Source organism: Parasphingopyxis sp. (assembly GCF_028279465.1).
In the GTDB taxonomy this organism is placed as follows: Bacteria; Pseudomonadota; Alphaproteobacteria; order Sphingomonadales; family Sphingomonadaceae; genus Parasphingopyxis.
In genome coordinates, this window is sequence record NZ_JANQNS010000014.1 from 209482 (window position 1) to 230272 (window position 20791).

Here is a 20791-nt window from a genome sequence, read left to right on the forward strand (position 1 = left end):
TCAAGCTACTTACAGCCCTGTAAGTAGGGCGAAGTCCCTCTATTCGTCCTTTTTTTTGAACAGTTCCTCGGCGCCTTCGGGCAGCGGCTTGGCCGGTGCATCTTCGGCCGGCAGTTCGGGCCAGGCCGATCCGGCTTCCGGTTCGGCTTCGGGTGCGGCCTCGCCCGCCGCTTCGGCGGCTTCCGCGGCAAGCGCGGCTTCGGCTTCGGCCGCGGCAACCCGGCGTTCGTTGCGCAACTCTTCGATCAGCGCCTCGCGATCGCCTTCGATCGTCTCGTCCTTCGGCGCTTCGATACCGGCCTTCTTCGCCGCCTTGGCGACGACGGCGTCGAGCTCGCGCTGCGAACACAGGCCGAGGGTCACCGGGTCCTTCGGCGTAATCTCGGCAATGTTCCAATGCGTGCGGTCCCGGATCGCGTTGATCGTATTGCGCGTCGTGCCGATCAGCTTGCCGATCTGCGCGTCTGAAATTTCCGGGTGGTTGCGCAGCAGCCACGCGATGCCGTCCGGCTTGTCCTGCCGCTTCGAGACCGGCGTATAGCGCGGGCCCTTGGTACGGCGGACCTGTTCCGGGCCCTTGAGCATTTCAAGCCGATATTCGGGGTCGGCCTGGCCCTTTTCGATCTCGTCCATCGTCACTTCGTGTGCGGCGATGGGATCGCGCCCCGTGAGCTTGGTCGCGGCGGTATCGTCGGCGATCGCCTGGACTTCGAGGATATGCAAACCGCAAAATTCGGCGATCTGCTCGAAAGACAGCGCCGTATTGTCGACCAGCCAGCTCGCGGTGGCATGCGGCATCAAAGGATGGGCCATGATGAACTCCGGATAATAAAAGGGCCGCCCCTCACGGGACGGCCGAATATGAGGATCATTTAGGCCGACACGGGCGCTAGGGCAAGAGCGACGCGCCGGGAGCGCGAGTCAGGCAGCCTGGTCGAATGTTTCCGAAACCGGGGTCAATGCGGCGAGAAACTCGCGCGCGCTGCGTTCCCAGGTGAATTGCGCACCATAGCGCGCGCATTCGGCCCGATCCCGGGTCAGCGCGCCGGCGATCGCGGTATCGAGGTCGGGATCGAGGCAGGCGACGGCGTCCGTAACCACATCGACCGGACCGGTGACGGGATAGGCGGCGACCGGCGTGCCCGAGGCGAGCGCTTCGATCATCACCAGGCCGAACGTATCGGTCTTGCTCGGAAAAACGAAAACGTCGGCGCCGGCATAGGCGCCCGCCAGCGGCGCGCCAGACAGCGCGCCCAGAAAATTGGCGTCCGGATAGCGCGCTTCGAGCGCGGCCCGGGCCGGCCCATCTCCGACGATCACCTTCGAACCCGGATGGCCGCATTCGAGAAACGCCGCGATATTCTTTTCCACCGCCACCCGGCCGACATAGAGCATGATCGGCCGGGGCAGACCGGCAAAGGCCGGATGCGGCGATGCGTCGGGCGAAAAGGCTTCCAGATCGACACCACGCCCCCAAGGGACGACATGGTGGATGCCGTTCGCTCGCAACTCCCGCCGGATGGAGTCCGTCGCTGTCATCACGGCTTGGGACGGCGCGTGGAAGCGGCGCATCAGCGGCCAGATCCAGCTCGACGGCACACCCGTGCGCTTGGAAACATAGTCGGGAAATTGCGTGTGATAGGCAGTGGTGAAGGGAAAATCGGTGCGGCGGCACCAGCGCCGTGCGGCATAGCCGAGCGGGCCTTCGGTCGCGATATGCAGTGCATCCGGCGCGGCTGCGGCGAGCGAAGCGCCCAGTTTATCTGCCGTGACAAGCGCGAGCTTGATCTCCGAATAGGTAGGGAGCGGCACCGAGGGAAACTGGTCGGGCGAAAAGACGGTCACGTCATGACCCATTTTTTCGAGTTCGCGCCGGACCGATTGCAAGGTGCGGACGACGCCGTTGACCTGCGGACTCCAGGCATCGGTCACAATCACGATCCGCATCGGCCGTCTCCTTCTCTCGCCACTCTATGCCGCAGCCGGTATCGGCGCATCCTCAGCGTCGCGCGCAGCCATTTCGTCGGCCCAGTGGAGGATTTCCATCCGGCCGTCGAAATGTTCGACAAGCGCCGTGCACCCCTCGACCCAGTCGCCGTCATTATAATATTCAACGCCATCGATATCGCGGATTTCGGCGGTGTGGATATGGCCGCAGACGACGCCATCGACGCCGCGTTTGCCGGCCTCTTCGGCGACAATTTCCTCGAATTTCGAGATAAACTCGACCGCGTTCTTCACCTTGTGCTTGGCGTGCTTCGAGAGCGACCAATAGGGGAGCCCGAGCCGGTTGCGCGCCGCATTGACCCAGCGGTTCAGCGCCATCACGGTCGTATAGGCGATGTCGCCGAGATAGGCGAGCCAGCGATGCGAGAGCATGATCGCGTCGAACTCGTCGCCGTGCAGAACGAGCAGGCGCCGCCCATCCGCCGTTTCATGGATTGCTTTGCGCCGAATCTCGACCTTCCCGAAGTTAAGGCCCGTAAACTGCCGAAACATTTCGTCGTGATTGCCCGGAATATAGACGATGCGCGTGCCGCGTCGCGCGCGTTTCAGCACGCGCCAGATCACGTCATTATGCTCGGGCGGCCAGTAGAATTTCTTCTTCATCCGCCAGCCATCGATGATGTCGCCGACGAGATACATGGTATCGCTATCCGTGCTGTCGAGGAAATCGATCAGCATCTCGGCATTGCAACCCTTGGTGCCCAGATGAATGTCGGACACCCAGATCGTCCGGTATTTCTTGCGTTCGCGCCCCGTTTTCGAATCCGGCTCGGGACCTGACAGACGCTTGTCCGCCAGATTGAATATCGCTGCGTCTTTCAGATAATCCTGCGGTGCATCCATGACGAACTCCGTTCGTTGCTCCGCCTCAGAGCCTATGCCGATTCTCTGTTACAGCTAAGCGACGTACTGTCTTCGTTCTGTCATGTTGCCATCGCGCGCTCGCGCCCATAGCAGTGCGCGCATGGCCATCGTCGAAATCCCGGGCAAGCAGGCGCTACGCTATCTGAAGCAGAACAAGGCGGCGAGTTGGGGCAATCGATCGATCGCCAATCGTGTCGAACCCATCGCCGCGCCCGCATTCGAGGTTCCGTTCCAACTGGAGCCGGGCGAAAAGATCTACACGATCGGTTCCTGCTTCGCGCGCAATGTCGAAACCGCGCTGATCCGGAAGGGATATGAGCTGCCGGTGCGCAGGCTGTTCAGCACGCCCGCGTTCGAGGGACTGGAACCGGCGATCGTCAACAATTTCGGGACGCCCTCCATCTATCACGAAATCGCCTGGGCCTTCGGCGAGGAGCGGTTCGACGAAGACAAGGCGTTTCTGCAACTTGGCCGGAACAAATATATCGACCTGCATATGGTCTCGTCATTGCGCCCGGCGCCGCTCGAAACGCTGCGGGCGCGACGTGAGGGACTGTTCACGGCAACCCGCGCACTCGCGGATTGCCGTGTCATCATCATGACGCTCGGACTCGTCGAGATCTGGTGGGACGAGGAGACTCAGCTATATCTTAACACCCAGCCGCCACGCGCGGTCCAGCGCAAATCGCCCGACCGCTTTTCACTGCACGTGCTCGATGTCGCGCAATGCATGGACTATCTCGAACGGGCGCTCGACACGATCTTCCGCAACGGCCGCGCAGACAGCCGCGTCATCCTCACCGTGTCGCCGGTACCGATGACCGCGACCCACCGACCGGTCGATGTGATGACAGCCAATGCCTACTCCAAATCCGTACTGCGTGTGGTGTCCGAATATATCGTTCAGAAATATGAGCGCGTTAGCTATTTCCCGAGCTATGAGACGGTGACGATCAGCGACCGGCAGCTCGCCTGGATGGACGATCTTGTCCATGTGCGGGACGAGATGGTCGCCTTCAATGTCGACCGGATGGTCGAAGCCTTTTCCGGCACCGGGAAACGCGCCGAAATCGCCCTACCCCTGCCCGCGCGGGAGACGGCGCCGGACGTCAAGGCAAGCTTTCTCGCCGAGGAGGCCCGGCACGCCCGTCTACGCGGCGACAATGCCTTTTTCGAAGAGCATCGTGACGCCGTCGATTCGTCGGCTGCCTTCGCCATCGAATATGCCCGGCTCTTGAAGAAATCCCAAGCATATGACGAAGCCGTCGCGGTTCTCGCGCCGCATGACAGTGTAGAAGCACAGCTGCTCCGGGCGAGATGCTTTATCGACGCCGGCGATTATCAGGCAGCGACGGAGGCCGCCGAACGGGTCTGCGACGCGGGCCATAAGGGCGTGCCGCAATGGCGGGTTCTGCTGGAGGCGATCACCAAGCGCGGTGCCGCATTGGACGAACTGGAAGCGATCGAAGAGAAATGGCGCGCCGCCGCGATCGGCATACCCCATGTCGTGCAGCTGCATTGCGGCGTGGCAATGCGCGACTCGGGTTTTCTCGACGCCGCACTCGATCGGCTCGAACGCGCTGCCGACTCTCCGCTCGCGAAGATCATGGCGTTTATCGAACTGGCCCAGTGTCAGCTCGCCGCGGGTAATCCGGAGGCTGCTATAGACACCCTGCGGGAATGCGCTCCCGAAACCGACCCGCAAAAGCGCGCCATCCGGTCGATTCGCGCAGAGGCCGAAGAGATGCTCAGCGAACGCAGCAAATAACCGAAATTAGTCCCCGTTTCGGCATCATGTGACCAATATGATCTTCCCGATATGCGCGCCCGCTTCCATACGTTCATGCGCGGCAGCGGCATCAACCAGCGGGAAGCTTTGATCCATCACGGGCCGTAGCTTGCCGTCGATGACATAGGGCCAAGCCGTCTTTTCGATTTCATCCGCGAGCAGGCCCTTAAACTCTGCCGACCGCGCCCGGAGCGTCGATCCGGTCAGGGTCAGCCGTCGGCTCATGACCTGCGCCATGTTGATCGTGGCTTCGAGACCACCTTGGACAGCGATCGTCACATGTCGGCCATCCTCTTTCAGGCATTGAAGATTGCGGGCCACATAGTCGCCCGCGACCATGTCGATAACGATCTCGACGCCTGCGCCGTCGGTGATGCGCTTCACCTCTTCGACGAAATCCTGGCTCTTATAGTTGATCGCATGCGCCGCGCCGATCTCCTTGGCCGCATCGCACTTCTCGTCGCTGCCACAGGTTACGATGATCGTCAGCCCGAACAGCTTGCCGAGCATGATCGCCATCGAGCCGATACCGCTTGTGCCGCCATGGACGAGCGCGGTTTCGCCTTCGCGCGCATAGGCGCGTTCGAACAGATTGTGCCACACGGTGAACAGCGTTTCCGGCAAGGCGGCCGCTTCCTGCAGCGACAGGCCCTCCGGCACGGGCAGGCATTGCACGACAGGCGCTACGCAATATTCGGCATAACCACCGCCGGCGACGAGCGCGCAGACCTGCTGCCCCATCACCGCATCGTCGACGCCCTCGCCCAGTGCAACGACCGTACCGGCGATCTCGAGACCTGGGATCGATGGCGCGCCGGGCGGCGGCGGATAAAAACCCTTGCGTTGCACGATATCGGGACGGTTGACGCCGGCGGCCGCCACCTGGACGAGCACCTCGCCTGCGGCAGGCTCTGGCACGGAGCGCGTCACCGGCTGAAGCACCCCGGGTCCGCCCGGATCTTCCATGTCGATAGCCGTCATCTGTTCGGGCAGCGCCGCCATGCCTGTCCCCCCTGTTCTGCACGTCGAGCGCGCGCTGCCATATTGACAGGCGGGGGTCGAGGGTCAACGTTAGGCACATGGATTTGGACGAACTTTTCGCCAAAAGGCCCGGCGATCCCCTGACCCTGTTGTGCAAGGAGGATCTCGACCCGCTGTCCGTCGACGAACTGGAAGCGAGAGTCGAAGCGCTCAAGGGCGAAATCGCGCGGGTAAAGGCTCAAATCGATGGGGCCGTATCCCATCGCAAAGCCGCGGACGAGCTGTTCAAGCGATGAGGACAGGCGCCGAAATCTCGCCGAAACCGGCGAATTCCGGGACTTTTCCGACTGAAAATATTCCTTTTGTTAACTTTTTCGTTAACCATTCCCATATAGGCTTTACCGCGTCTCAGCTGTGTAGAGACCGGCAAGGAGTTAACTAATGCCCTCTTTTGCTCGTGAACTGGAACAGACGCTGCATAATGCGCTCGCGGAAGCCGCGAACCGCAAACATGAATATGCGACGCTCGAACATCTGCTGCTCGCGCTGACGGACGACGACCATGCCGCCCAAGTGATGACCGCGTGCGGGGTCGAGATTTCCGAACTGCAGGAAGCCGTCGCCGTCTATCTGGACAACGAGCTTGAGGCGCTGCGCATCGATGGCGCGACCGACCCCTCCCCCACAAGCGGTTTTCAGCGCGTCGTCCAACGCGCGATCCTGCACGTGCAGTCTTCCGGCCGCGATGAGGTGACGGGCGCGAACGTGCTCGTCGCGCTTTTCTCCGAGCGCGAAAGCTATGCCGTCTATTTCCTTCAACAGCAGGATATGAGCCGGCTCGACGCGGTCAGCTATATCTCGCACGGCGTCGGCAAGGGCGAAGCGATCAGCGAGAGCCGCGAGATCAGCGGCACCGAAGAGGAAGAGCAGCCCGAACAGAAAACCGGCGGCAAGAAAAAGACCGAAAGCGCGCTCAAACAGTTCTGCGTCAATCTCAACGAGAAAGCCGAGGCGGGCAAAATCGACCCGCTGATCGGCCGCACGACCGAAGTCGACCGGACCGTGCAGATTCTCTGCCGCCGTTCGAAGAACAATCCGCTCTATGTGGGCGAACCGGGCGTCGGGAAGACCGCCATCGCCGAAGGACTCGCCCGCCGTATCACCGAAGGCGACGTGCCCGATGTGCTCGAACCCGCCGTGATCTATGCGCTCGACATGGGGGCGCTACTCGCGGGCACGCGTTACCGTGGCGATTTCGAGGAACGCTTGAAGGCCGTTGTCGCCGAGCTGGAGAAAAAGCCGCATGCGATCCTGTTTATCGACGAGATTCACACCGTTATCGGCGCTGGCGCCACTTCGGGCGGAGCGATGGATGCGTCCAACCTCCTGAAACCCGCCCTGTCGAGCGGCACTATCCGCTGTATCGGCTCGACGACGTACAAGGAGTTCCGCAACCATTTCGAGAAGGACCGGGCCCTGCTCCGGCGCTTCCAGAAGATCGACATCAACGAGCCGACGATCGACGAAACCGTCAAGATCCTCCAGGGCCTGCGCCCGCATTATGAGGAGCACCACAACGTCAAATATACGCAGGATGCGATCAAGGCCGCGGTGGAACTTTCCTCGCGCTACATCAACGACCGGAAGCTGCCGGACAAGGCGATCGACGTGATCGACGAAACCGGTGCGAGCCAGATGCTTGTTGCGCCGTCCAAGCGCCGCAAGATGATCACACCGAACGAGATCGAGCAGGTTATTTCGATGATGGCGCGGATTCCACCCAAACAAGTGTCAACCGATGACAAGCAGGCGCTGGAATCGCTCGATACCGATCTCAAGCGCGTCGTTTTCGGTCAGGATCTGGCGATCGAGACTCTCGCCTCGGCGATCAAGCTCAGCCGCGCGGGTCTGCGCGAGCCCCACAAGCCGATCGGCAATTATCTGTTCACCGGCCCGACCGGCGTCGGCAAGACCGAGGTTGCGCGCCAGCTCTCCTCGATCATGGGCATTCCGCTCGAGCGGTTCGATATGAGCGAATATATGGAGCGGCACAGCGTGAGCCGCCTCATCGGCGCGCCTCCCGGCTATGTCGGTTACGATCAGGGCGGCCTGCTGACCGACGCCGTCGATCAGCATCCGCATTGCGTGCTGCTGCTCGACGAGATCGAGAAAGCCCATCCAGACCTGTTCAACGTGCTGTTGCAGGTCATGGATAATGGCAAGCTCACCGATCATCACGGCAAGACGGTCGATTTCCGCAACGTTATCCTGATCATGACGACCAATGCGGGCGCCGCAGACATGGCGAGCGAAGGCATCGGTTTCGGTGATATCTCGAAAGAGGATGCAAGCGAAGAAGCGGTGAAAAAGATGTTCACCCCCGAATTCCGCAACCGTCTCGATGCAATCGTGCCCTTTGGCTATCTGCCGCCGGCCGTGGTCGCCCGCGTCGTCGACAAGTTCATCCTCGAACTCGAACTGCAGCTCGCCGACCGTGAAGTGCATATCAAGCTCGACGACGAGGCAAAGACCTGGCTGACCGAGCGCGGCTATGACAAGCTTTATGGCGCCCGCCCGATGGGCCGGCTGATCCAGGAAAAGGTCAAACAGCCGCTCGCCGAAGAGCTGTTGTTCGGCAAACTCGTCAATGGCGGCGAAGTCGATGTGACCGTGAAGGACGACGCGCTCGACTTCCAGCTCACCCCGGCCCCGCCCAAGCGCAAACCGCCGAAGAAAAAGAAAAAGAAGGCGGCCAAAGAGAGCTAGGCCACAGCCATTTTGATCATGTGTTCGGGCGAGCGGTTCTTCGGGCCGCTCGCCCGAACTGTATCTAGCCCTGTTCGGAAAGCTTGTCCGGCAAGACGAACAGTGTGACGAACCGCTCGAACAGCGCGCGGTCCCCATCGACTGTGAGCAGGCCGTTCGTCTCCAGATCGCCAAGCGCTTCGCCGCCATAGACGACCGCCGCCAGCATCGTCGGCGCACCCGCCACGCGGACATCCGCCGTGTCCGGATCGCCCCGCTCAACGGCGATATCGCCGTCGCGGACATGCGCGACGAAGCTGTCGTCGCCGAGCCGGAAACCGAACCGCGCATCCATTTCCCCCGCTCGTTCGGCATCGATCATCGTGCGAAACGACATCATGATCGACGCCGCACTCAGTGGCAGGCTCGGATCGTGTTCGGGGTGCCGCGTCGCCCAGCGGCCGAGCATCTGCACGAGCGGTTCCGCCTCATAGCCCCACTCCGTCAGTTCATAGACCTGCACCAAGGCCGGCGACGGCAGCTTGCGCTTCGTGAGAATACGGTTCGCTTCGAGCCGCTCCAGCCGCTGCGTCAGAATATTCGCACTGATGTCCGGTAGCCCGGCGCGGAGTTCGGAAAACCGCCGCGGCCCAAACATCAGCTCGCGCAAAATCAGGATCGACCAGCGTTCGCCGATCAGATCGAGCGCGAAGGCTGTCCCACACGCATCGTTATACCAGCGTTTTCGGTTCGATTCATCGCTTTTGGTTCTTTTTTCTAACTTCACAGTTGTTTTTGATAACTACTCTGTCATCATATGCCAAGAGCGAGTCGTTGGGAGGCGACCGGGACGACTGCCCCCAAACCGTAACCGAACGACGCTAAGGGAGAGACAGAATGAGCTATATCGACGGATTCGTGATCGCCTGTCGGGAGGACAACAAGGACGCTTTTGTCCGCCATGCGGAAACGGCCGATCAGGTCTTCATGGACCTTGGGGCCACGCGCATTCTCGAATGCTGGCAGGACGACGTCTCGGAGGGCAAGACCACCGATTTCTTCAAGGCTGTGAAAGCCGAAGATGGCGAGGCCGTCATCTTTTCCTGGATAGAATGGCCCGACAAGGCGACGCGCGACGCGGCCATGCAGAAGATGGAAGAGATGATGGAAAACCCAACGGCCGATCCGCGCATGGACCCGGAGAAGAACCCGATGCCGTTCGACGGCGCGCGGCTCATCTATGGCGGTTTCACGCCTGTCGTCACGCTCGAAAAATAGGCGAAAAACAGGAGCGACGCGATGACCGTCACCATCACCGCCTTCAAATGGGTACCGGATTTTGCCCAGGGCTATGTCCGCGATCTCCGGCCGCGCTGGGCCTGCCATGAGATCGGCCTCGATTATGAAGAGCGGCTCATCGACAGCGATCCGAAACCCGAAAGCTATTTCAGTGAACAGCCTTGGGGCCAGGTGCCCGTACTCGACGATACCGGCGTGCATCTGTTCGAAAGCGGCGCGATCCTGATGCATCTGGCGGAAAAGGACGAACGGCTGATGCCGCGCGATCCCCAGGGCCGGGCGAGCACGATCAGTTGGCTGTTCGCGGCGTTCAACAGTATAGAACCCTGGATGTTCGAACTGGCGACCGTCGATATCTTCGCGAAGGGCGAGGAATGGGCGGAGCTGCGCCGCCCGAGCCTTTTGGAGACGATCGGCGCGCGGTTCGACCGGCTCACAGATGCGCTGGGCGAGAAGGGCTATCTGGTCGGCGATTTCACCGTCGCCGATATCGCGATGGCGACCGTTTTACGCGAGGCGGGCGATACCGATCTCGTTGCCACCCGCCCTGCCCTCGCCGCCTATGTCGATCGCTGTCTGGCGCGGCCCAGCTTCGAGAAAGCGCTGGCCGATCAGTTGGCCGCTTTCGAAAAACACACACCGCAACAGGAACCAGCGGCATGAACAACGTGTCGCCCGTCGCAATCGCAAAGGGCGTGTTCCGTGCCTATGCCGACGACGACAGGGAAGCGATCGAGAAACTGATCGCGCCGAATTTTCGTTTCATGAGCCCCTATGACAATGGACTCGATCGCGAGACATATTTGGCGCGCTGCTGGCCGACACACAAAAATGTGAAAGACTATCGCTTCCCTCGCGCTATCGAGATTGGCGCAGAAGTGATGGTTACCTACGAACTGGAGATGCACGACGGCAGGACGTTCCGAAACACGGAAATCCTGACCGTGGAGAACGGCCAGCTCGTCGCCGCCGAAGTCTATTTCGGCTGGAACATTCCCCATGACGCCCCTGAAGGCGGTTTCAAAGACGCAATATGACAGGAGAGAGATAATGCCCAACAAACATGGCGATTTCATCTGGTATGAACTGACGACGTCGGACGCCGATGCGGCCAAGGATTTCTACAGCGCAGTGCTCGGCTGGACTTGGGAGACGTCCGAAGGGCAGCCCGATATGCCCTACTACCTCTTTTCGATGAACGGCACGCAAGTCGGCGGGATGATGGCGCTGACCGACGAGATGCGCGAAAATGGCGCGGTGCCCGCCTGGCTCGGCTATATCGGCGTCGACGATGTCGATAAGAGCGCCGAGGCGATCGCGGCTGCCGGGGGCGCCGTCCATATTCCGCCCACCGACATTCCCGATGTCGGCCGCTTCGCCATGGTCAACGATCCGCAGGGCGCATTCTTCTATATCATGCGCGGCGCATCGGACGAGGAAAGCGATAGCTTCGCCGCCACCGAACCCAAGGTCGGTCATTGCGCCTGGAACGAGCTACTCACCACCGATCCGGAAGCCGCGATCGCCTTTTACGGTGCGCAGTTCGGCTGGGAGAAGACCGAGGAGATGGATATGCCGCCAATGGGCAAATATCACATGCTCGGCCATGGCTATGGCCTCGGCGGCGTCATGCAGAAGCCCGAGCAGATGCCGGTATCGGCCTGGACCTTCTATTTCCGCGTGCCCGATATCGATGCGGCGCTCGCCACCGTGAAGGAAAAAGGCGGCCAGCCGTTCACCGAACCGATGGAAATTCCCGGCGACGAATTCACGATCAGCGCCATGGACCCGCAAGGTGCGCCCTTCGCGCTCGTCGGCAAACGCCTTTAGACAGGCCCCGCCATGACAGCAAAGAACAGGATCTGCCTCTGGTATGACGGAGATGCGGAGGAAGCCGCCCGCTTCTACGCCGAGACGTTCCCCAACAGCGCAGTCGGCCGGGTGACGCGGGCACCGGGCGACTATCCGTCGGGCGAGGAAGGTGATGTCATCACCGTCGATTTCACCGTGCTCGGCATCCCCTGCCTTAGCCTTAACGGGGGATCGACGTTCACACATAGCAAGGCTTTTTCCTTTCAGGTCGCGACCGAGACGCAGGAAGAGACGGACCGCTATTGGAACGCGATCGTCTCCAATGACGGCGCGGAGAGCATGTGCGGCTGGTGCAAGGATAAATGGGGGCTGAGCTGGCAGATCACGCCGAAGGTGTTGACCGAGGCGCTCTCTCATCCCGATCCGGCGGCCGCCAAGCGCGCTTTCGAGGCCATGATGGAGATGCAGAAAATCGACATCGCCAAGATCGAGGCGGCGCTGGCAGGCGATTGATCGCCGAAATCGCGGTACGGCACTCGTACAGCCCAGCTTCACATTCTGCCGTTACACCTTCCCTTGGGTCGCGATCTGGGGCAGCACAACTGGCATTATGCCTTTCTGTGTAGTATATGACTAATACACTATGGCCGAATCCGACGACCCGTTCCGGCGCAAAAGCTATCAAGAGCGGCATTCGCGGCTGATCGGCCCCTATGCCGACGACCCGGCATTCGACCCCTATTATCGCAGCGATCCACGCCGCCAGCCGGACCCGCAGCCTGTCGATCCCGATTATCAGGGCTATACCGAATATGCGCGCGAGCCGGATTATGCGGACGAATATGGATATGAGGACTATGGCGACTATCCGCCCGGGCCCGATTATCCGGAGACCGACGAAGAGCCGCCACGGCGCAAGAAGCGCTGGATCATTCTCAAATGGGGATTCCGCATCGCGCTCGGCCTGTTCGCGCTGCTGCTGCTCTGGCTGATCGTCTTCGCGCCGATTTCGCGCACCGCCGAGCCGCTCGTCCCCCCGCCGATGGTGCTGACGGCCTCGAACGGTAATCCGATTGCGCGAATGGGCCCGGTGATGGACCGCCCGGTCGAGATGGCCGAGCTGCCGCCCTATGTGCGCGAGGCCTTCCTCTCCATCGAAGACCGGCGGTTCGACGATCATTGGGGCATCGACCCACGCGGCATCGCCCGGGCGCTATGGACCAACCTCACATCCGATGCGCGCCATGGCGGGAGCACGATCACGCAGCAGCTCGCCAAGCTCACCTATCTCAGCTCGGACCAGACGCTGTTCCGCAAGGCGCAGGAGGTGCCGATCGCGCTGTGGCTCGAAATCTGGCTGAGCAAGGATGAGATATTGGAGCGCTATCTCTCCAACGCTTATTTCGGCGACAATGTCTATGGCTTGCGCGCGGCGTCGCTCCACTATTTCTACCGGCATCCCGAAAACCTGACGCTGAGCCAGGCGACGATGCTCGCAGGACTGGTGCGCGCGCCGTCCCGGCTGGCCCCGACGACCAATCTGGAAGGCGCGCAGGAGCGCCAGCGCGTGGTGATCGCCGCCATGGTGGACGCCGGCTATCTTGCGCCCGAGGAGGCCAGCGAGATCCCGCTTGCGACCGTTGATCACCGCCCGCCGCCGCCCATGCCGCGCGGCAGCCATTTTGCCGAATGGGTCATCGAGGAAGCGCGGGCTGCGTATGGCACCGGCTATGAGACCATCGAAGTCGCGACCACGCTCGACTGGGAGCTGCAAACGCTGGCCGAACGGGTGACGCGCAGCGGTGCGCCCCCCGGCGCGCAGGTCGCGCTCGTCGCCATGCGCACCAATGGCGAGGTCGTCGCGATGGTCGGCGGGCGCGATTATGCGACCTCACCGTTCAACCGGGCGACCCAGGCCGAACGCCAGCCGGGTTCGACGTTCAAACTGTTCGTCTATCTGGCCGCGCTGCAAAGCGGCATGGACCCGGACACGCTGGTCGACGACAGCCCGATCGAGACCGGCGATTATCGCCCCGCCAATGCCGGCGAGCGCTATCGCGGCGAGATCACGCTGCGCGAGGCTTTTGCCCATTCGAGCAATGTCGTCGCCGTGCGGCTCTACCGGCAGCTCGGCAGCGAGGCGATCGCCGAAGCCGCGCGCACACTGGGCTTAGAGCGCGAATTTCCGGCCAATGCCAGCGTCGCGCTCGGCAGCGGCGAGATGACGCTGATAGAGCTCGTCACCGCCTATGCGTCGGTCGCCAATGGCGACGTGCCGGTCGAGCCGCATGGGCTCGATCGCGGCCGCCGCGGCTTTTTCGAATGGCTGCTCGATACACGGCCCGTGATCGGCAGCCGCCATCGCGATCAGCTGCTGGAAATGCTCGAAGCCGTGATCGGTGAAGGCACAGGCACCGCAGCGCGGCTCAACATTCCGGCTTTCGGGAAAACGGGCACCACGCAGAACGCCCGCGATGCCGTGTTTGTCGGGTTTGCGGGCGATCTCGTCGTCGGCGTATGGATCGGCAATGACGATAACAGCCCGCTTGGCAATGCAAGCGGCGGCGGCGCGCCGGCGCGGATCTGGCGCGCCTTTATGGGCGAAGCGATACCCGGCACGGTCCCCCGCCCTGCCCCGCGTCGCGCGGCGGTGCCCGCGGAAGAGGAACCCGCGCTCGACAAGCCGGAAATCTCGATCGAACCCGATGGCAGCATCGCCATCGACGCCGGGATTGCCGATGCCCGCATCACCATCGAGGGCGATCGCGTGGCCGTGGAACCGGGCGAGGAAACGCGCCGGCGGCTCGACGAACTGGAGCGGGTCGGCGATCAGTTCGAACGCACGGGCGAGGAAACCGAACAGTCCGGCCGGTAATCCTGCTGCAATCATTCCGGTGCAGAGCATATTGCTCTAGGCTCGTCGCAATACGGGCAAAGCTATGGAGGGACGCAACAATGGCCGGACTCACATTCTACACCAATCCCATGTCGCGCGGGCAGATCGTCCGCTGGATGCTCGAAGAGGTCGGCGTGCCCTATGAGCAGGTGCTGCTCGAATATGGCACGACGATGAAGGGCGACGATTATCTCGCGGTCAATCCCATGGGGAAAGTCCCGGCAATCCGGCATGACGGCAAGGTGGTGACCGAATGCGCGGCGATCTGCGCCTATCTTGCCGACGCCTTTCCCGAAGCCGAGTTGGCGCCGAAGGACGATGCGGAGCGCGCGGATTATTATCGCTGGATGTTCTTCGCCTCCGGTCCGGTCGAACAGGCGATCACCAACCGGAATTTCGGATTCAAAACCGATGACGAGCAGGAGCGCATGGCCGGCTATGGCAATTACGACCTCGCGGTGGCCGCGCTTGGAACGGCGGTAACCGGGCGCGACTATATTTGCGGAGACCGGTTTACCGCCGCCGATGTCTATGTCGGATCGCAGATCGATTGGGGCATACAGTTCGAAACACTGCCAAAGACGCCCGCCTTCGAAGCTTATGCCGCGCGGTTGCGGGAACGCGATGCCTATAAGAGCGCGAAGGCGATCGACGCCGCCCTGATGCCGGAACAACCGGCAGCCGGCTAGAAAAGACCCCGTTCCCAAAGACAAAGTCCGCTCTCTCCAGGAGGCTGTGAGAGAGCGGACCGGGTCGCGCACGGGCATATCGGGGTCAAGGCGAGACGCCCGGCACAGGGTCTTGCAGGCCTTGGGGGTCGGCCCAGGAGCGGCATTGTGTCGGTCTTGCCGCCCTATCCATCTAACGCGCTGGTGCGGAATTCCCTTCGCGCGCTCGGAAATTACGGTCGTAGGCCCAAAAGAAAGGCCCGCTCTCCCACGGGCATCGTGGAGGAGAGCGGGCCAGCTGGAGGACTATTCCGGCTGCTATGCGCCGGACTTACCGCCCCCCACGCGATCGACGGTTGACCGTACGCCGTGTCGTGGTCGTCCGCCGAGCTCCATCACCATTGCCGACTGTCGCGCGGCGCACGCGCGTATTGCCGCGCTCGCGGACCCGGATATTGCGGCCCGCAACGACCTCGCCATCGGCGTTGCGGACCCGCTGTTGCCGGTTGAACCCGTTCGGGGTCGCCCGGCCCCGCGCGTCATAAGTATATTCATTGCCGTTATATCCGACGCCCGAGCCCGTCGTGCGGTAGCGGTTTCCGTCGCGCACGCGCTCGGCCTCATAGCTGCGCGTATCGCCGTTGAAACGGGTCGTCGTGCCGGAGAATGTGCGGCCCGTATCGGTCCGCTGCGAATTCCGGTTACGCGTGGCGATCGCCCCGTCTTCCTTGCGGATCAGCGTTGAATCGACCGAACGCGACCCGGCATCACGATCGCGGGTTACGACGCGCTCGCCTTCCACCCGCGGCGTATCGACGGTGTAGGTGCGTGTCACGGGATCGGCTAACGCCGGAGCCGGCAACAGCATGGCAATCGCAACGGTCGTCAAAAATGTGGGCTTCATTCCTACTCTCCTAACTGGATACGCGACAGCGTCTCTCGCTGTCTCATCCAGTTTAACGCGGGAGTGTCGGATTCCCTTCGCGGCTATCTGCGACGCGGCGGAACGCGCGGTCGTGCGGGGCGTTGCGCGCCGTTGCGCCGCTGCGCCGCCCGGGCGCGTTCGGCCGCCCGGGCGGCGCGGATTCTTTGCTGAATGGCGTCCCGGCGCGCGCTGGTCGCCGCCGGCATGTCGGCCGCCGGAAGCTCGGGACGTATCTGATCAAGCGGCGCCGCTTCGGGTCCGGGCGGCGTATTCTCGATGGTCATCGAGCGCCGCGCATTGGATGCCGCCGGCGCTTCTGACGCAGCCGGCGCAGTGCGCGAAGGCTGGGTCGCGGCCGGCCGATCGGGCGTATCCGGCGTTGCTGATCCGGGGCGTTGCACGGGCGCGTCCAGTCCCCGATCGCGCAGCCGCTCACCGATACGATCCCGGCGCCGCTCGATTATGCGTTCGCGAACGGCCGGCGGTGCCGCCATGCGTCGCTCGCGCACCTCGCGGAGACGCTGACGCTGCTCAGGCGTCAGCGATTCGATCCGCTGCCGGACCCGTGCGCGCTGTTCGGGGCTTAACGCACGAACGGGCGCAACCGTCCGCCGCGGCAGGCCTTGTTCCGGGGACACTGTCCCTTCGGCGCGCGCCTGCCGCAAACGTTCGAGCCTTTGCCGTACGATCATGGCCCGCCGCACTTGGCGGATCCGCCATCCCGGGCGCTGAGCGACTACCGCTCGCTCGGCCAAAGGCGCATCCATTTCGGCATCCGCCGCAGCGCGTACCGGTGGCGCAGCAGGTGTAGCCGGCGCTTCGACCGTCTCACGCGGTGCTTCCGGAACGAAAAGCTCGACCACGGGCTTGGTGATGCGGGCAAGTTCGAACGTGCCGTCACTGACCAGCGCCGCCGCCACCGCGCTCGCCGCCATCAGGCCGCCGCCGATCGCACCCAGAACGATCGGTCGCCGCGCCCGCCTCTTGCGTGCAGGACGGCGCGTCCGGCGCGCCTGGAACGGCCCTTCTATGGACCGCTGCGGCTGCGCCATCGCCTCGGCCGCAACTCGCTGCGCAAGACCCGCCGGAACCATGGGATCGCGAGACTTTGCGAGCGCGCTATCGAGTGTTTTATCGGTCATGTGCGGGTCGCCGGTCATGTCAGTTGCTCCACATCGGCGGCGAGAACGCCTTCGCGCTCGAGTAGCTCGCGCATCTTCTTGCGCGCGCGTACAAGCAGCGATTCCAGCGCCTTCACCTTTACTTCCAGTGCCTGGGCCGACTCGATGTTCGAAAGACCCTCATAATAGCTGAGCACTAACGCCGCGGCCTGGCGCTCGGGCAGTTCGCGCAGGCACTTGTCGACCGTCTTGCCGATTTCGTCCGACACCATCGCCGCATCCGCCCGCGGCGTATCGTCCGGCGCTTCGGGCGGCTCTTCCGGCGCGATTCGCTTCGTCTTGCGCAGCCGGTCGAAACACAGATTCATGCCGACGCGGCGCAGCCATGCGCCAAGCCCACCGCCATTCGGTTTCCATTGCGGCGCATTGGTCCAAAGCCGGGTGAAAGTCTCCTGCACCACATCCTCCGCTTCGTGGCCGTCGCCCAGCAGGCGATAGGCGACGCGATAGATGAGAGGCGAATGCCGTTCGACCAGAGCGCCGAAGGCCACAGCGTCGCCGGTCCGGACGCGCGCCATGAGCGCGCGATCGGTTGGTTCGGCTCCCTCGGGAGCCGCACTCGCCGGTTCCGAATCCGGCGTCATTCGGCTCGGGTCATATTTCAACACTGCGCCTCGTATTCCCCCTTTCAACGCGCGAGCGGCATTTTTCCTTCGTTCTGCGCGAAGGTTTTTATGCTGTGCGACGTTAATGGAGCATGTCGACGCCGAAAAAGGGGGAATTCATGCGCCTTATCACGCCGTGTACCGCGCTGATGCTCGCAACACTTTCGCACACCGCCCATGCGCAAACCGACGACGATCGTGATTGGCGCCTCGATATCTCCGGCGGCATCACGACCTTCGCGGGAGACCAAGATCAGCCCTATGTCTCGGCATCGCTGCGCCATTCGTTCGGCGACATCTATGTCAGCCTTGGCGGCGTTCTGGTGGGCTATGACGGCCCTGCCCCGGCGATCGGCGACACGATACCGGCGACAACCCGCCAGGCGGTGATCGGGATCGGCTATGAGACCGATGCGCTGGGTATCGACGCTTATGTCGCGTTCGGCGACCGGGATTTCGACAGTATCGACCTCAGAGGCCCGAACGGCACACCGCTGCAGTTCGAGGCCGATGGCAGCAGCTGGGCGACCGGCGCGGCGATCACCTATCAGGCGCCGCTCGGCGGACGCTGGTTTCTCGCGCCGTTCCTGGCGCTGGATTATAGCGAGATCGATACGGTGCAGGCGCTTGTCGGGCCGACCGGCGAGATTGTCGGCCGCCGGGTCGAGGAATCGGGCGTCACGGGTTCAGGCGGCGGCACACTGCAATATGCGCTCGGGCAGAATTTCCAGCACAGCCTCGGGCTATATGCCGCCTTTGTCACGACATCCAACGCCGCGTCCACGACCCGGATCGGCGGCGCAGGATCGGCGGCTAACGCCGCACGGCCGGTCGCAGGTGCCGATGACGGTGACAGCTGGTTCGAATATGGCGCGAGCGCGAGCTTCGGCCTCTCAGACGCCATTTTCCTCGACCTCTTCCTATCGCGCACCGCCGGGTTGCGGTTCGGCGACGCGACATCGGCCTCGATCGGACTGTCCTTCGAATTCTAGCGTCCGTTCGGCGCACGAAAAAGGCCCGGCAGGTCTCCCCGCCGGGCCTTCGCGTTCTTGCGAAACTTCGTTGTTCTATTCGCGGCTGCCCAGGAACTGCAGCAGGAACAGGAACATGTTGATGAAGTCGAGATAGAGGTTGAGCGCGCCCATGATGATCGTCTTGCCCATCATGTCCGTGCCTGCGACATGCGCATACATCGACTTGATCTTCTGCGTGTCATAGGCGGTGAGACCGGCGAACACGAGCACGCCGATGCCGCTGATGACATAGGCCATCGCCGCGGACTGCAGGAAGATGTTGATCACCATCGCGACCAGCAGGCCGACAACGCCCATAATCAGGAAGGTACCCCAACCGCTCAGATCCTTTTTCGTCGTGTAGCCCCAAAGGCTAAGGCTGACGAAGGCCGCCGACGTGGCGAAGAAGGTCTGTGCGATCGATGTTCCTGTGTAGCGCAGGAAGATCGTCGACAGTGAGAGACCCATCACGACCGCAAAGGCCCAGAAGCAGGCCTGTAGCGCGCCCGTCGACAGGCGATTGAGACCGAAGCTCATCACGAGGATGAAAGCGAGCGGCGAAAGCATGATAACCCAGCTCAAGATACCGCCGGACATGATGATCTGGTAGGCAGGCGATTGATCGCCTCCCATCGCAAACGCCATCGCGACGATGCCGGTGAGCAGGATGCCCGAAGCCATATAATTATAGACTTTGAGCATGTAGGATCGGAGACCCGCGTCGAACGCGACGTCCCGAGTGCCGGCATCGAGCCCGCCACGGGCTTGGCCCTGAAGGCCGGCATTCTGGTCGGACCAATTAGCCATGTGAACTATTCTCCTAATGAGATCGGCGCAAAATCACCGATTTCTCGGTAATATCGGTGATTGAGGGCGGTTTTTCAAGGCGAATCGCCCCTATCGCCGGGATAGAATATCTCTATCAGTATCGCGATGCATAGACTGTTCGCCGCTATCCGCCCGCCACGGCCCGTCCGCGAGCGACTGTCGATGTTGATGCAGGGCGTGCGCGGCGCGCGCTGGCAGAATGACGGGCAATTGCATCTGACATTGCGCTTTATCGGCGAAGTCGAGCCGCGGCCGGCGGAGGATATCGCCATGGCGCTCGAAGGCGTGAGCGTGCCAGCGTTCGAAATCGCACTCGATGGCATTGGTTTTTTCGAACGCAAAGGCCGGCCTTCAGCGCTTTGGGCCGGTATCGCTCCGTCTGACTCGCTCAAAAAACTGCAGGCCAAGATCGAACGCTGTTGCCGGCGGGTTGGGCTCGACGTCGAGCATCGCAACTTCCTGCCGCATATCACGATCGCCCGGCTCAACGCGTCGACCGGCCCGATCGAAAATTTCCTCGAACATAATGCGGGGCTGGTTGGCCCGAACTTCGCCGTCGGCGAATTCCATCTGTTCGAGAGCCATCTTGGCCGCGCCGGCGCGCATTATGAGAGCATCGCGCGTTATCCGCTCAACGCGAAGGGCTAGCTGCGTATAATAGCCGCCAGCAGGGCCTCTGCGCCTTTCGTCACATCGTCCCAGGTGGTCGCAAAGCCCTCATCCTCGCCATAATAGGGATCGGTGACATCTTCCCCTTCCCTGCCCGCGACATGATCGAGAAACAGTGAGAGCCGGGCCGAAGATCCGCTCGGTTGCAGCGCTTTCAGATCGTTGAGGACCGACCGGTCCATTGCGACGATATGGTCGAACATGTCGAAGTCCGCAGCCCGGACCTGACGGGCACGCTGCGCGCCGATGTCCACACCATTGGCCAGTGCCACCGCCCGCGCCCGCCCGTCCGGCGGATGACCGACATGCCAACTGCCCGTACCGGCGGAGTCGATCTCGAGCGTCGCCTCTCCATCCCTGGCGGCCGCCTGCAATGCGCCTTCGGCGAGCGGAGAGCGGCAGATATTGCCGAGACAGACGAACAGGATCGACTGGGCCATTGCGCGCGAATCTCCATAAAGTTTTTGCCAAAGCCGCTGACGCTGTTACACGAAAAAGAAAAATCTGAG

22 protein-coding genes are annotated in these 20791 nt (G+C 62.4%); 12 read left to right on the forward strand and 10 right to left on the reverse strand.

Annotation, left to right across the window (positions count from 1 at the left end; translation table 11 throughout):
- Positions 1 to 39: 39 nt before the first annotated feature.
- The 3 genes from Q0974_RS09160 to Q0974_RS09170 form a co-directional block, all read right to left on the reverse strand.
- Positions 40 to 798 carry a DUF1013 domain-containing protein gene (locus Q0974_RS09160; RefSeq protein ID WP_299326871.1) on the reverse strand — a complete coding sequence of 253 codons (759 nt, stop codon included), beginning with the start codon at positions 796 to 798 and terminating at the stop codon, positions 40 to 42.
- 123 nt (positions 799 to 921) lie between these two features.
- The gene (locus Q0974_RS09165) at positions 922 to 1947 is read right to left on the reverse strand and encodes a glycosyltransferase family 1 protein (RefSeq protein ID WP_299326783.1); all 1026 of its coding nucleotides are present in this window, start codon (positions 1945 to 1947) and stop codon (positions 922 to 924) included.
- Between the two features lie 24 nt (positions 1948 to 1971).
- Entirely contained in the window at positions 1972 to 2850 is an 879-nt protein-coding gene (locus tag Q0974_RS09170; RefSeq protein WP_299326784.1) for a UDP-2,3-diacylglucosamine diphosphatase, read from the reverse strand.
- A gap of 121 nt (positions 2851 to 2971) precedes the next feature.
- On the opposite strand from Q0974_RS09170, the gene Q0974_RS09175 reads away from it, so the two are divergent.
- Positions 2972 to 4639 carry a GSCFA domain-containing protein gene (locus Q0974_RS09175; RefSeq protein ID WP_299326786.1) on the forward strand — a complete coding sequence of 556 codons (1668 nt, stop codon included), beginning with the start codon at positions 2972 to 2974 and terminating at the stop codon, positions 4637 to 4639.
- A 24-nt stretch (positions 4640 to 4663) separates the two neighbouring features.
- Here Q0974_RS09175 and Q0974_RS09180 read toward each other — a convergent pair whose 3' ends face one another.
- The gene (locus Q0974_RS09180; protein ID WP_299326788.1) at positions 4664 to 5662 is read right to left on the reverse strand and encodes an NAD(P)H-quinone oxidoreductase; all 999 of its coding nucleotides are present in this window, start codon (positions 5660 to 5662) and stop codon (positions 4664 to 4666) included.
- Positions 5663 to 5739: 77 nt separating this feature from the next.
- Here Q0974_RS09180 and Q0974_RS09185 point away from each other — a divergent pair, with 77 nt between their 5' ends.
- Positions 5740 to 5937, forward strand: a complete 198-nt coding sequence (locus Q0974_RS09185) for a DUF1192 domain-containing protein (RefSeq protein ID WP_299326790.1) — start codon at positions 5740 to 5742, stop codon at positions 5935 to 5937.
- 145 nt (positions 5938 to 6082) lie between these two features.
- Positions 6083 to 8407 carry an ATP-dependent Clp protease ATP-binding subunit ClpA gene (gene clpA / locus Q0974_RS09190; protein WP_299326792.1) on the forward strand — a complete coding sequence of 775 codons (2325 nt, stop codon included), beginning with the start codon at positions 6083 to 6085 and terminating at the stop codon, positions 8405 to 8407.
- 64 nt (positions 8408 to 8471) lie between these two features.
- Here the strand turns inward: clpA and Q0974_RS09195 are convergent, their stop codons facing one another.
- On the reverse strand, positions 8472 to 9173 hold the full coding sequence (locus tag Q0974_RS09195) for a winged helix-turn-helix transcriptional regulator (RefSeq protein ID WP_299326794.1): 702 nt from the start codon (positions 9171 to 9173) through the stop codon (positions 8472 to 8474).
- A gap of 110 nt (positions 9174 to 9283) precedes the next feature.
- Between Q0974_RS09195 and Q0974_RS09200 the strand changes: the two genes are divergently transcribed.
- From Q0974_RS09200 to Q0974_RS09230, 7 genes are all read left to right on the forward strand, one after another.
- Positions 9284 to 9664 (forward strand): DUF1428 domain-containing protein, encoded by a 381-nt coding sequence (locus tag Q0974_RS09200; RefSeq protein WP_299326796.1) that lies wholly within the window; start codon positions 9284 to 9286, stop codon positions 9662 to 9664.
- A gap of 21 nt (positions 9665 to 9685) precedes the next feature.
- Positions 9686 to 10348, forward strand: a complete 663-nt coding sequence (locus tag Q0974_RS09205; RefSeq protein WP_299326798.1) for a glutathione S-transferase family protein — start codon at positions 9686 to 9688, stop codon at positions 10346 to 10348.
- On the forward strand, positions 10345 to 10722 hold the full coding sequence (locus Q0974_RS09210) for a nuclear transport factor 2 family protein (protein ID WP_299326800.1): 378 nt from the start codon (positions 10345 to 10347) through the stop codon (positions 10720 to 10722). The genes Q0974_RS09205 and Q0974_RS09210 overlap by 4 nt, the downstream gene beginning before the upstream one ends.
- Before the next feature lie 13 nt (positions 10723 to 10735).
- The gene (locus Q0974_RS09215; RefSeq protein WP_299326802.1) at positions 10736 to 11515 is read left to right on the forward strand and encodes a VOC family protein; all 780 of its coding nucleotides are present in this window, start codon (positions 10736 to 10738) and stop codon (positions 11513 to 11515) included.
- A gap of 12 nt (positions 11516 to 11527) precedes the next feature.
- Positions 11528 to 12010 carry a VOC family protein gene (locus Q0974_RS09220; RefSeq protein ID WP_299326804.1) on the forward strand — a complete coding sequence of 161 codons (483 nt, stop codon included), beginning with the start codon at positions 11528 to 11530 and terminating at the stop codon, positions 12008 to 12010.
- Positions 12011 to 12140: 130 nt separating this feature from the next.
- The gene (locus tag Q0974_RS09225; RefSeq protein ID WP_299326806.1) at positions 12141 to 14372 is read left to right on the forward strand and encodes a transglycosylase domain-containing protein; all 2232 of its coding nucleotides are present in this window, start codon (positions 12141 to 12143) and stop codon (positions 14370 to 14372) included.
- Positions 14373 to 14452: 80 nt separating this feature from the next.
- Complete coding sequence (locus Q0974_RS09230; RefSeq protein ID WP_299326809.1) at positions 14453 to 15082, forward strand: glutathione S-transferase family protein; 630 nt, start codon at positions 14453 to 14455, stop codon at positions 15080 to 15082.
- A 310-nt stretch (positions 15083 to 15392) separates the two neighbouring features.
- On the opposite strand, the gene Q0974_RS09235 is transcribed toward Q0974_RS09230, so the two are convergent.
- The 3 genes from Q0974_RS09235 to Q0974_RS09245 form a co-directional block, all read right to left on the reverse strand.
- A complete protein-coding gene (locus Q0974_RS09235; protein WP_299326811.1) occupies positions 15393 to 15965 on the reverse strand; it encodes a hypothetical protein in 573 nt (190 codons plus the stop codon).
- Positions 15966 to 16048: 83 nt separating this feature from the next.
- Positions 16049 to 17128 carry a hypothetical protein gene (locus Q0974_RS09240; protein ID WP_299326813.1) on the reverse strand — a complete coding sequence of 360 codons (1080 nt, stop codon included), beginning with the start codon at positions 17126 to 17128 and terminating at the stop codon, positions 16049 to 16051.
- Between the two features lie 14 nt (positions 17129 to 17142).
- Positions 17143 to 17751: an RNA polymerase sigma factor gene (locus tag Q0974_RS09245; protein WP_299326815.1), complete on the reverse strand. Its 609-nt coding sequence runs from the start codon at positions 17749 to 17751 to the stop codon at positions 17143 to 17145.
- A 140-nt stretch (positions 17752 to 17891) separates the two neighbouring features.
- Between Q0974_RS09245 and Q0974_RS09250 the strand changes: the two genes are divergently transcribed.
- The gene (locus Q0974_RS09250; protein ID WP_299326817.1) at positions 17892 to 18764 is read left to right on the forward strand and encodes an autotransporter domain-containing protein; all 873 of its coding nucleotides are present in this window, start codon (positions 17892 to 17894) and stop codon (positions 18762 to 18764) included.
- A gap of 75 nt (positions 18765 to 18839) precedes the next feature.
- Here the strand turns inward: Q0974_RS09250 and Q0974_RS09255 are convergent, their stop codons facing one another.
- On the reverse strand, positions 18840 to 19592 hold the full coding sequence (locus Q0974_RS09255) for a Bax inhibitor-1/YccA family protein (protein WP_299326819.1): 753 nt from the start codon (positions 19590 to 19592) through the stop codon (positions 18840 to 18842).
- A gap of 126 nt (positions 19593 to 19718) precedes the next feature.
- On the opposite strand from Q0974_RS09255, the gene thpR reads away from it, so the two are divergent.
- Positions 19719 to 20261, forward strand: coding sequence for an RNA 2',3'-cyclic phosphodiesterase (gene thpR / locus Q0974_RS09260; RefSeq protein WP_299326821.1), 543 nt, complete (start codon positions 19719 to 19721; stop codon positions 20259 to 20261).
- On the opposite strand, the gene Q0974_RS09265 is transcribed toward thpR, so the two are convergent.
- Positions 20258 to 20722 (reverse strand): low molecular weight protein-tyrosine-phosphatase, encoded by a 465-nt coding sequence (locus Q0974_RS09265; RefSeq protein WP_299326823.1) that lies wholly within the window; start codon positions 20720 to 20722, stop codon positions 20258 to 20260. The genes thpR and Q0974_RS09265 overlap by 4 nt on opposite strands.
- Positions 20723 to 20791 lie beyond the last annotated feature (69 nt).

Bases quoted from the DNA above. Each gene is read 5' to 3' on its own strand.
- Q0974_RS09160 (WP_299326871.1), bottom strand. From the start codon at position 798: ATGCCGCATGCCACCGCGAGCTGGCTGGTCGACAATACGGCGCTGTCT.
- Q0974_RS09165 (WP_299326783.1), bottom strand. From the start codon at position 1,947: ATGCGGATCGTGATTGTGACCGATGCCTGGAGTCCGCAGGTCAACGGC.
- Q0974_RS09170 (WP_299326784.1), bottom strand. From the start codon at position 2,850: ATGGATGCACCGCAGGATTATCTGAAAGACGCAGCGATATTCAATCTG.
- Q0974_RS09175 (WP_299326786.1), top strand. From the start codon at position 2,972: ATGGCCATCGTCGAAATCCCGGGCAAGCAGGCGCTACGCTATCTGAAG.
- Q0974_RS09180 (WP_299326788.1), bottom strand. From the start codon at position 5,662: ATGGCGGCGCTGCCCGAACAGATGACGGCTATCGACATGGAAGATCCG.
- Q0974_RS09185 (WP_299326790.1), top strand. From the start codon at position 5,740: ATGGATTTGGACGAACTTTTCGCCAAAAGGCCCGGCGATCCCCTGACC.
- clpA (WP_299326792.1), top strand. From the start codon at position 6,083: ATGCCCTCTTTTGCTCGTGAACTGGAACAGACGCTGCATAATGCGCTC.
- Q0974_RS09200 (WP_299326796.1), top strand. From the start codon at position 9,284: ATGAGCTATATCGACGGATTCGTGATCGCCTGTCGGGAGGACAACAAG.
- Q0974_RS09205 (WP_299326798.1), top strand. From the start codon at position 9,686: ATGACCGTCACCATCACCGCCTTCAAATGGGTACCGGATTTTGCCCAG.
- Q0974_RS09210 (WP_299326800.1), top strand. From the start codon at position 10,345: ATGAACAACGTGTCGCCCGTCGCAATCGCAAAGGGCGTGTTCCGTGCC.
- Q0974_RS09215 (WP_299326802.1), top strand. From the start codon at position 10,736: ATGCCCAACAAACATGGCGATTTCATCTGGTATGAACTGACGACGTCG.
- Q0974_RS09220 (WP_299326804.1), top strand. From the start codon at position 11,528: ATGACAGCAAAGAACAGGATCTGCCTCTGGTATGACGGAGATGCGGAG.
- Q0974_RS09225 (WP_299326806.1), top strand. From the start codon at position 12,141: ATGGCCGAATCCGACGACCCGTTCCGGCGCAAAAGCTATCAAGAGCGG.
- Q0974_RS09230 (WP_299326809.1), top strand. From the start codon at position 14,453: ATGGCCGGACTCACATTCTACACCAATCCCATGTCGCGCGGGCAGATC.
- Q0974_RS09235 (WP_299326811.1), bottom strand. From the start codon at position 15,965: ATGAAGCCCACATTTTTGACGACCGTTGCGATTGCCATGCTGTTGCCG.
- Q0974_RS09240 (WP_299326813.1), bottom strand. From the start codon at position 17,128: ATGACCGATAAAACACTCGATAGCGCGCTCGCAAAGTCTCGCGATCCC.
- Q0974_RS09245 (WP_299326815.1), bottom strand. From the start codon at position 17,751: ATGACGCCGGATTCGGAACCGGCGAGTGCGGCTCCCGAGGGAGCCGAA.
- Q0974_RS09250 (WP_299326817.1), top strand. From the start codon at position 17,892: ATGCGCCTTATCACGCCGTGTACCGCGCTGATGCTCGCAACACTTTCG.
- Q0974_RS09255 (WP_299326819.1), bottom strand. From the start codon at position 19,592: ATGGCTAATTGGTCCGACCAGAATGCCGGCCTTCAGGGCCAAGCCCGT.
- thpR (WP_299326821.1), top strand. From the start codon at position 19,719: ATGCATAGACTGTTCGCCGCTATCCGCCCGCCACGGCCCGTCCGCGAG.
- Q0974_RS09265 (WP_299326823.1), bottom strand. From the start codon at position 20,722: ATGGCCCAGTCGATCCTGTTCGTCTGTCTCGGCAATATCTGCCGCTCT.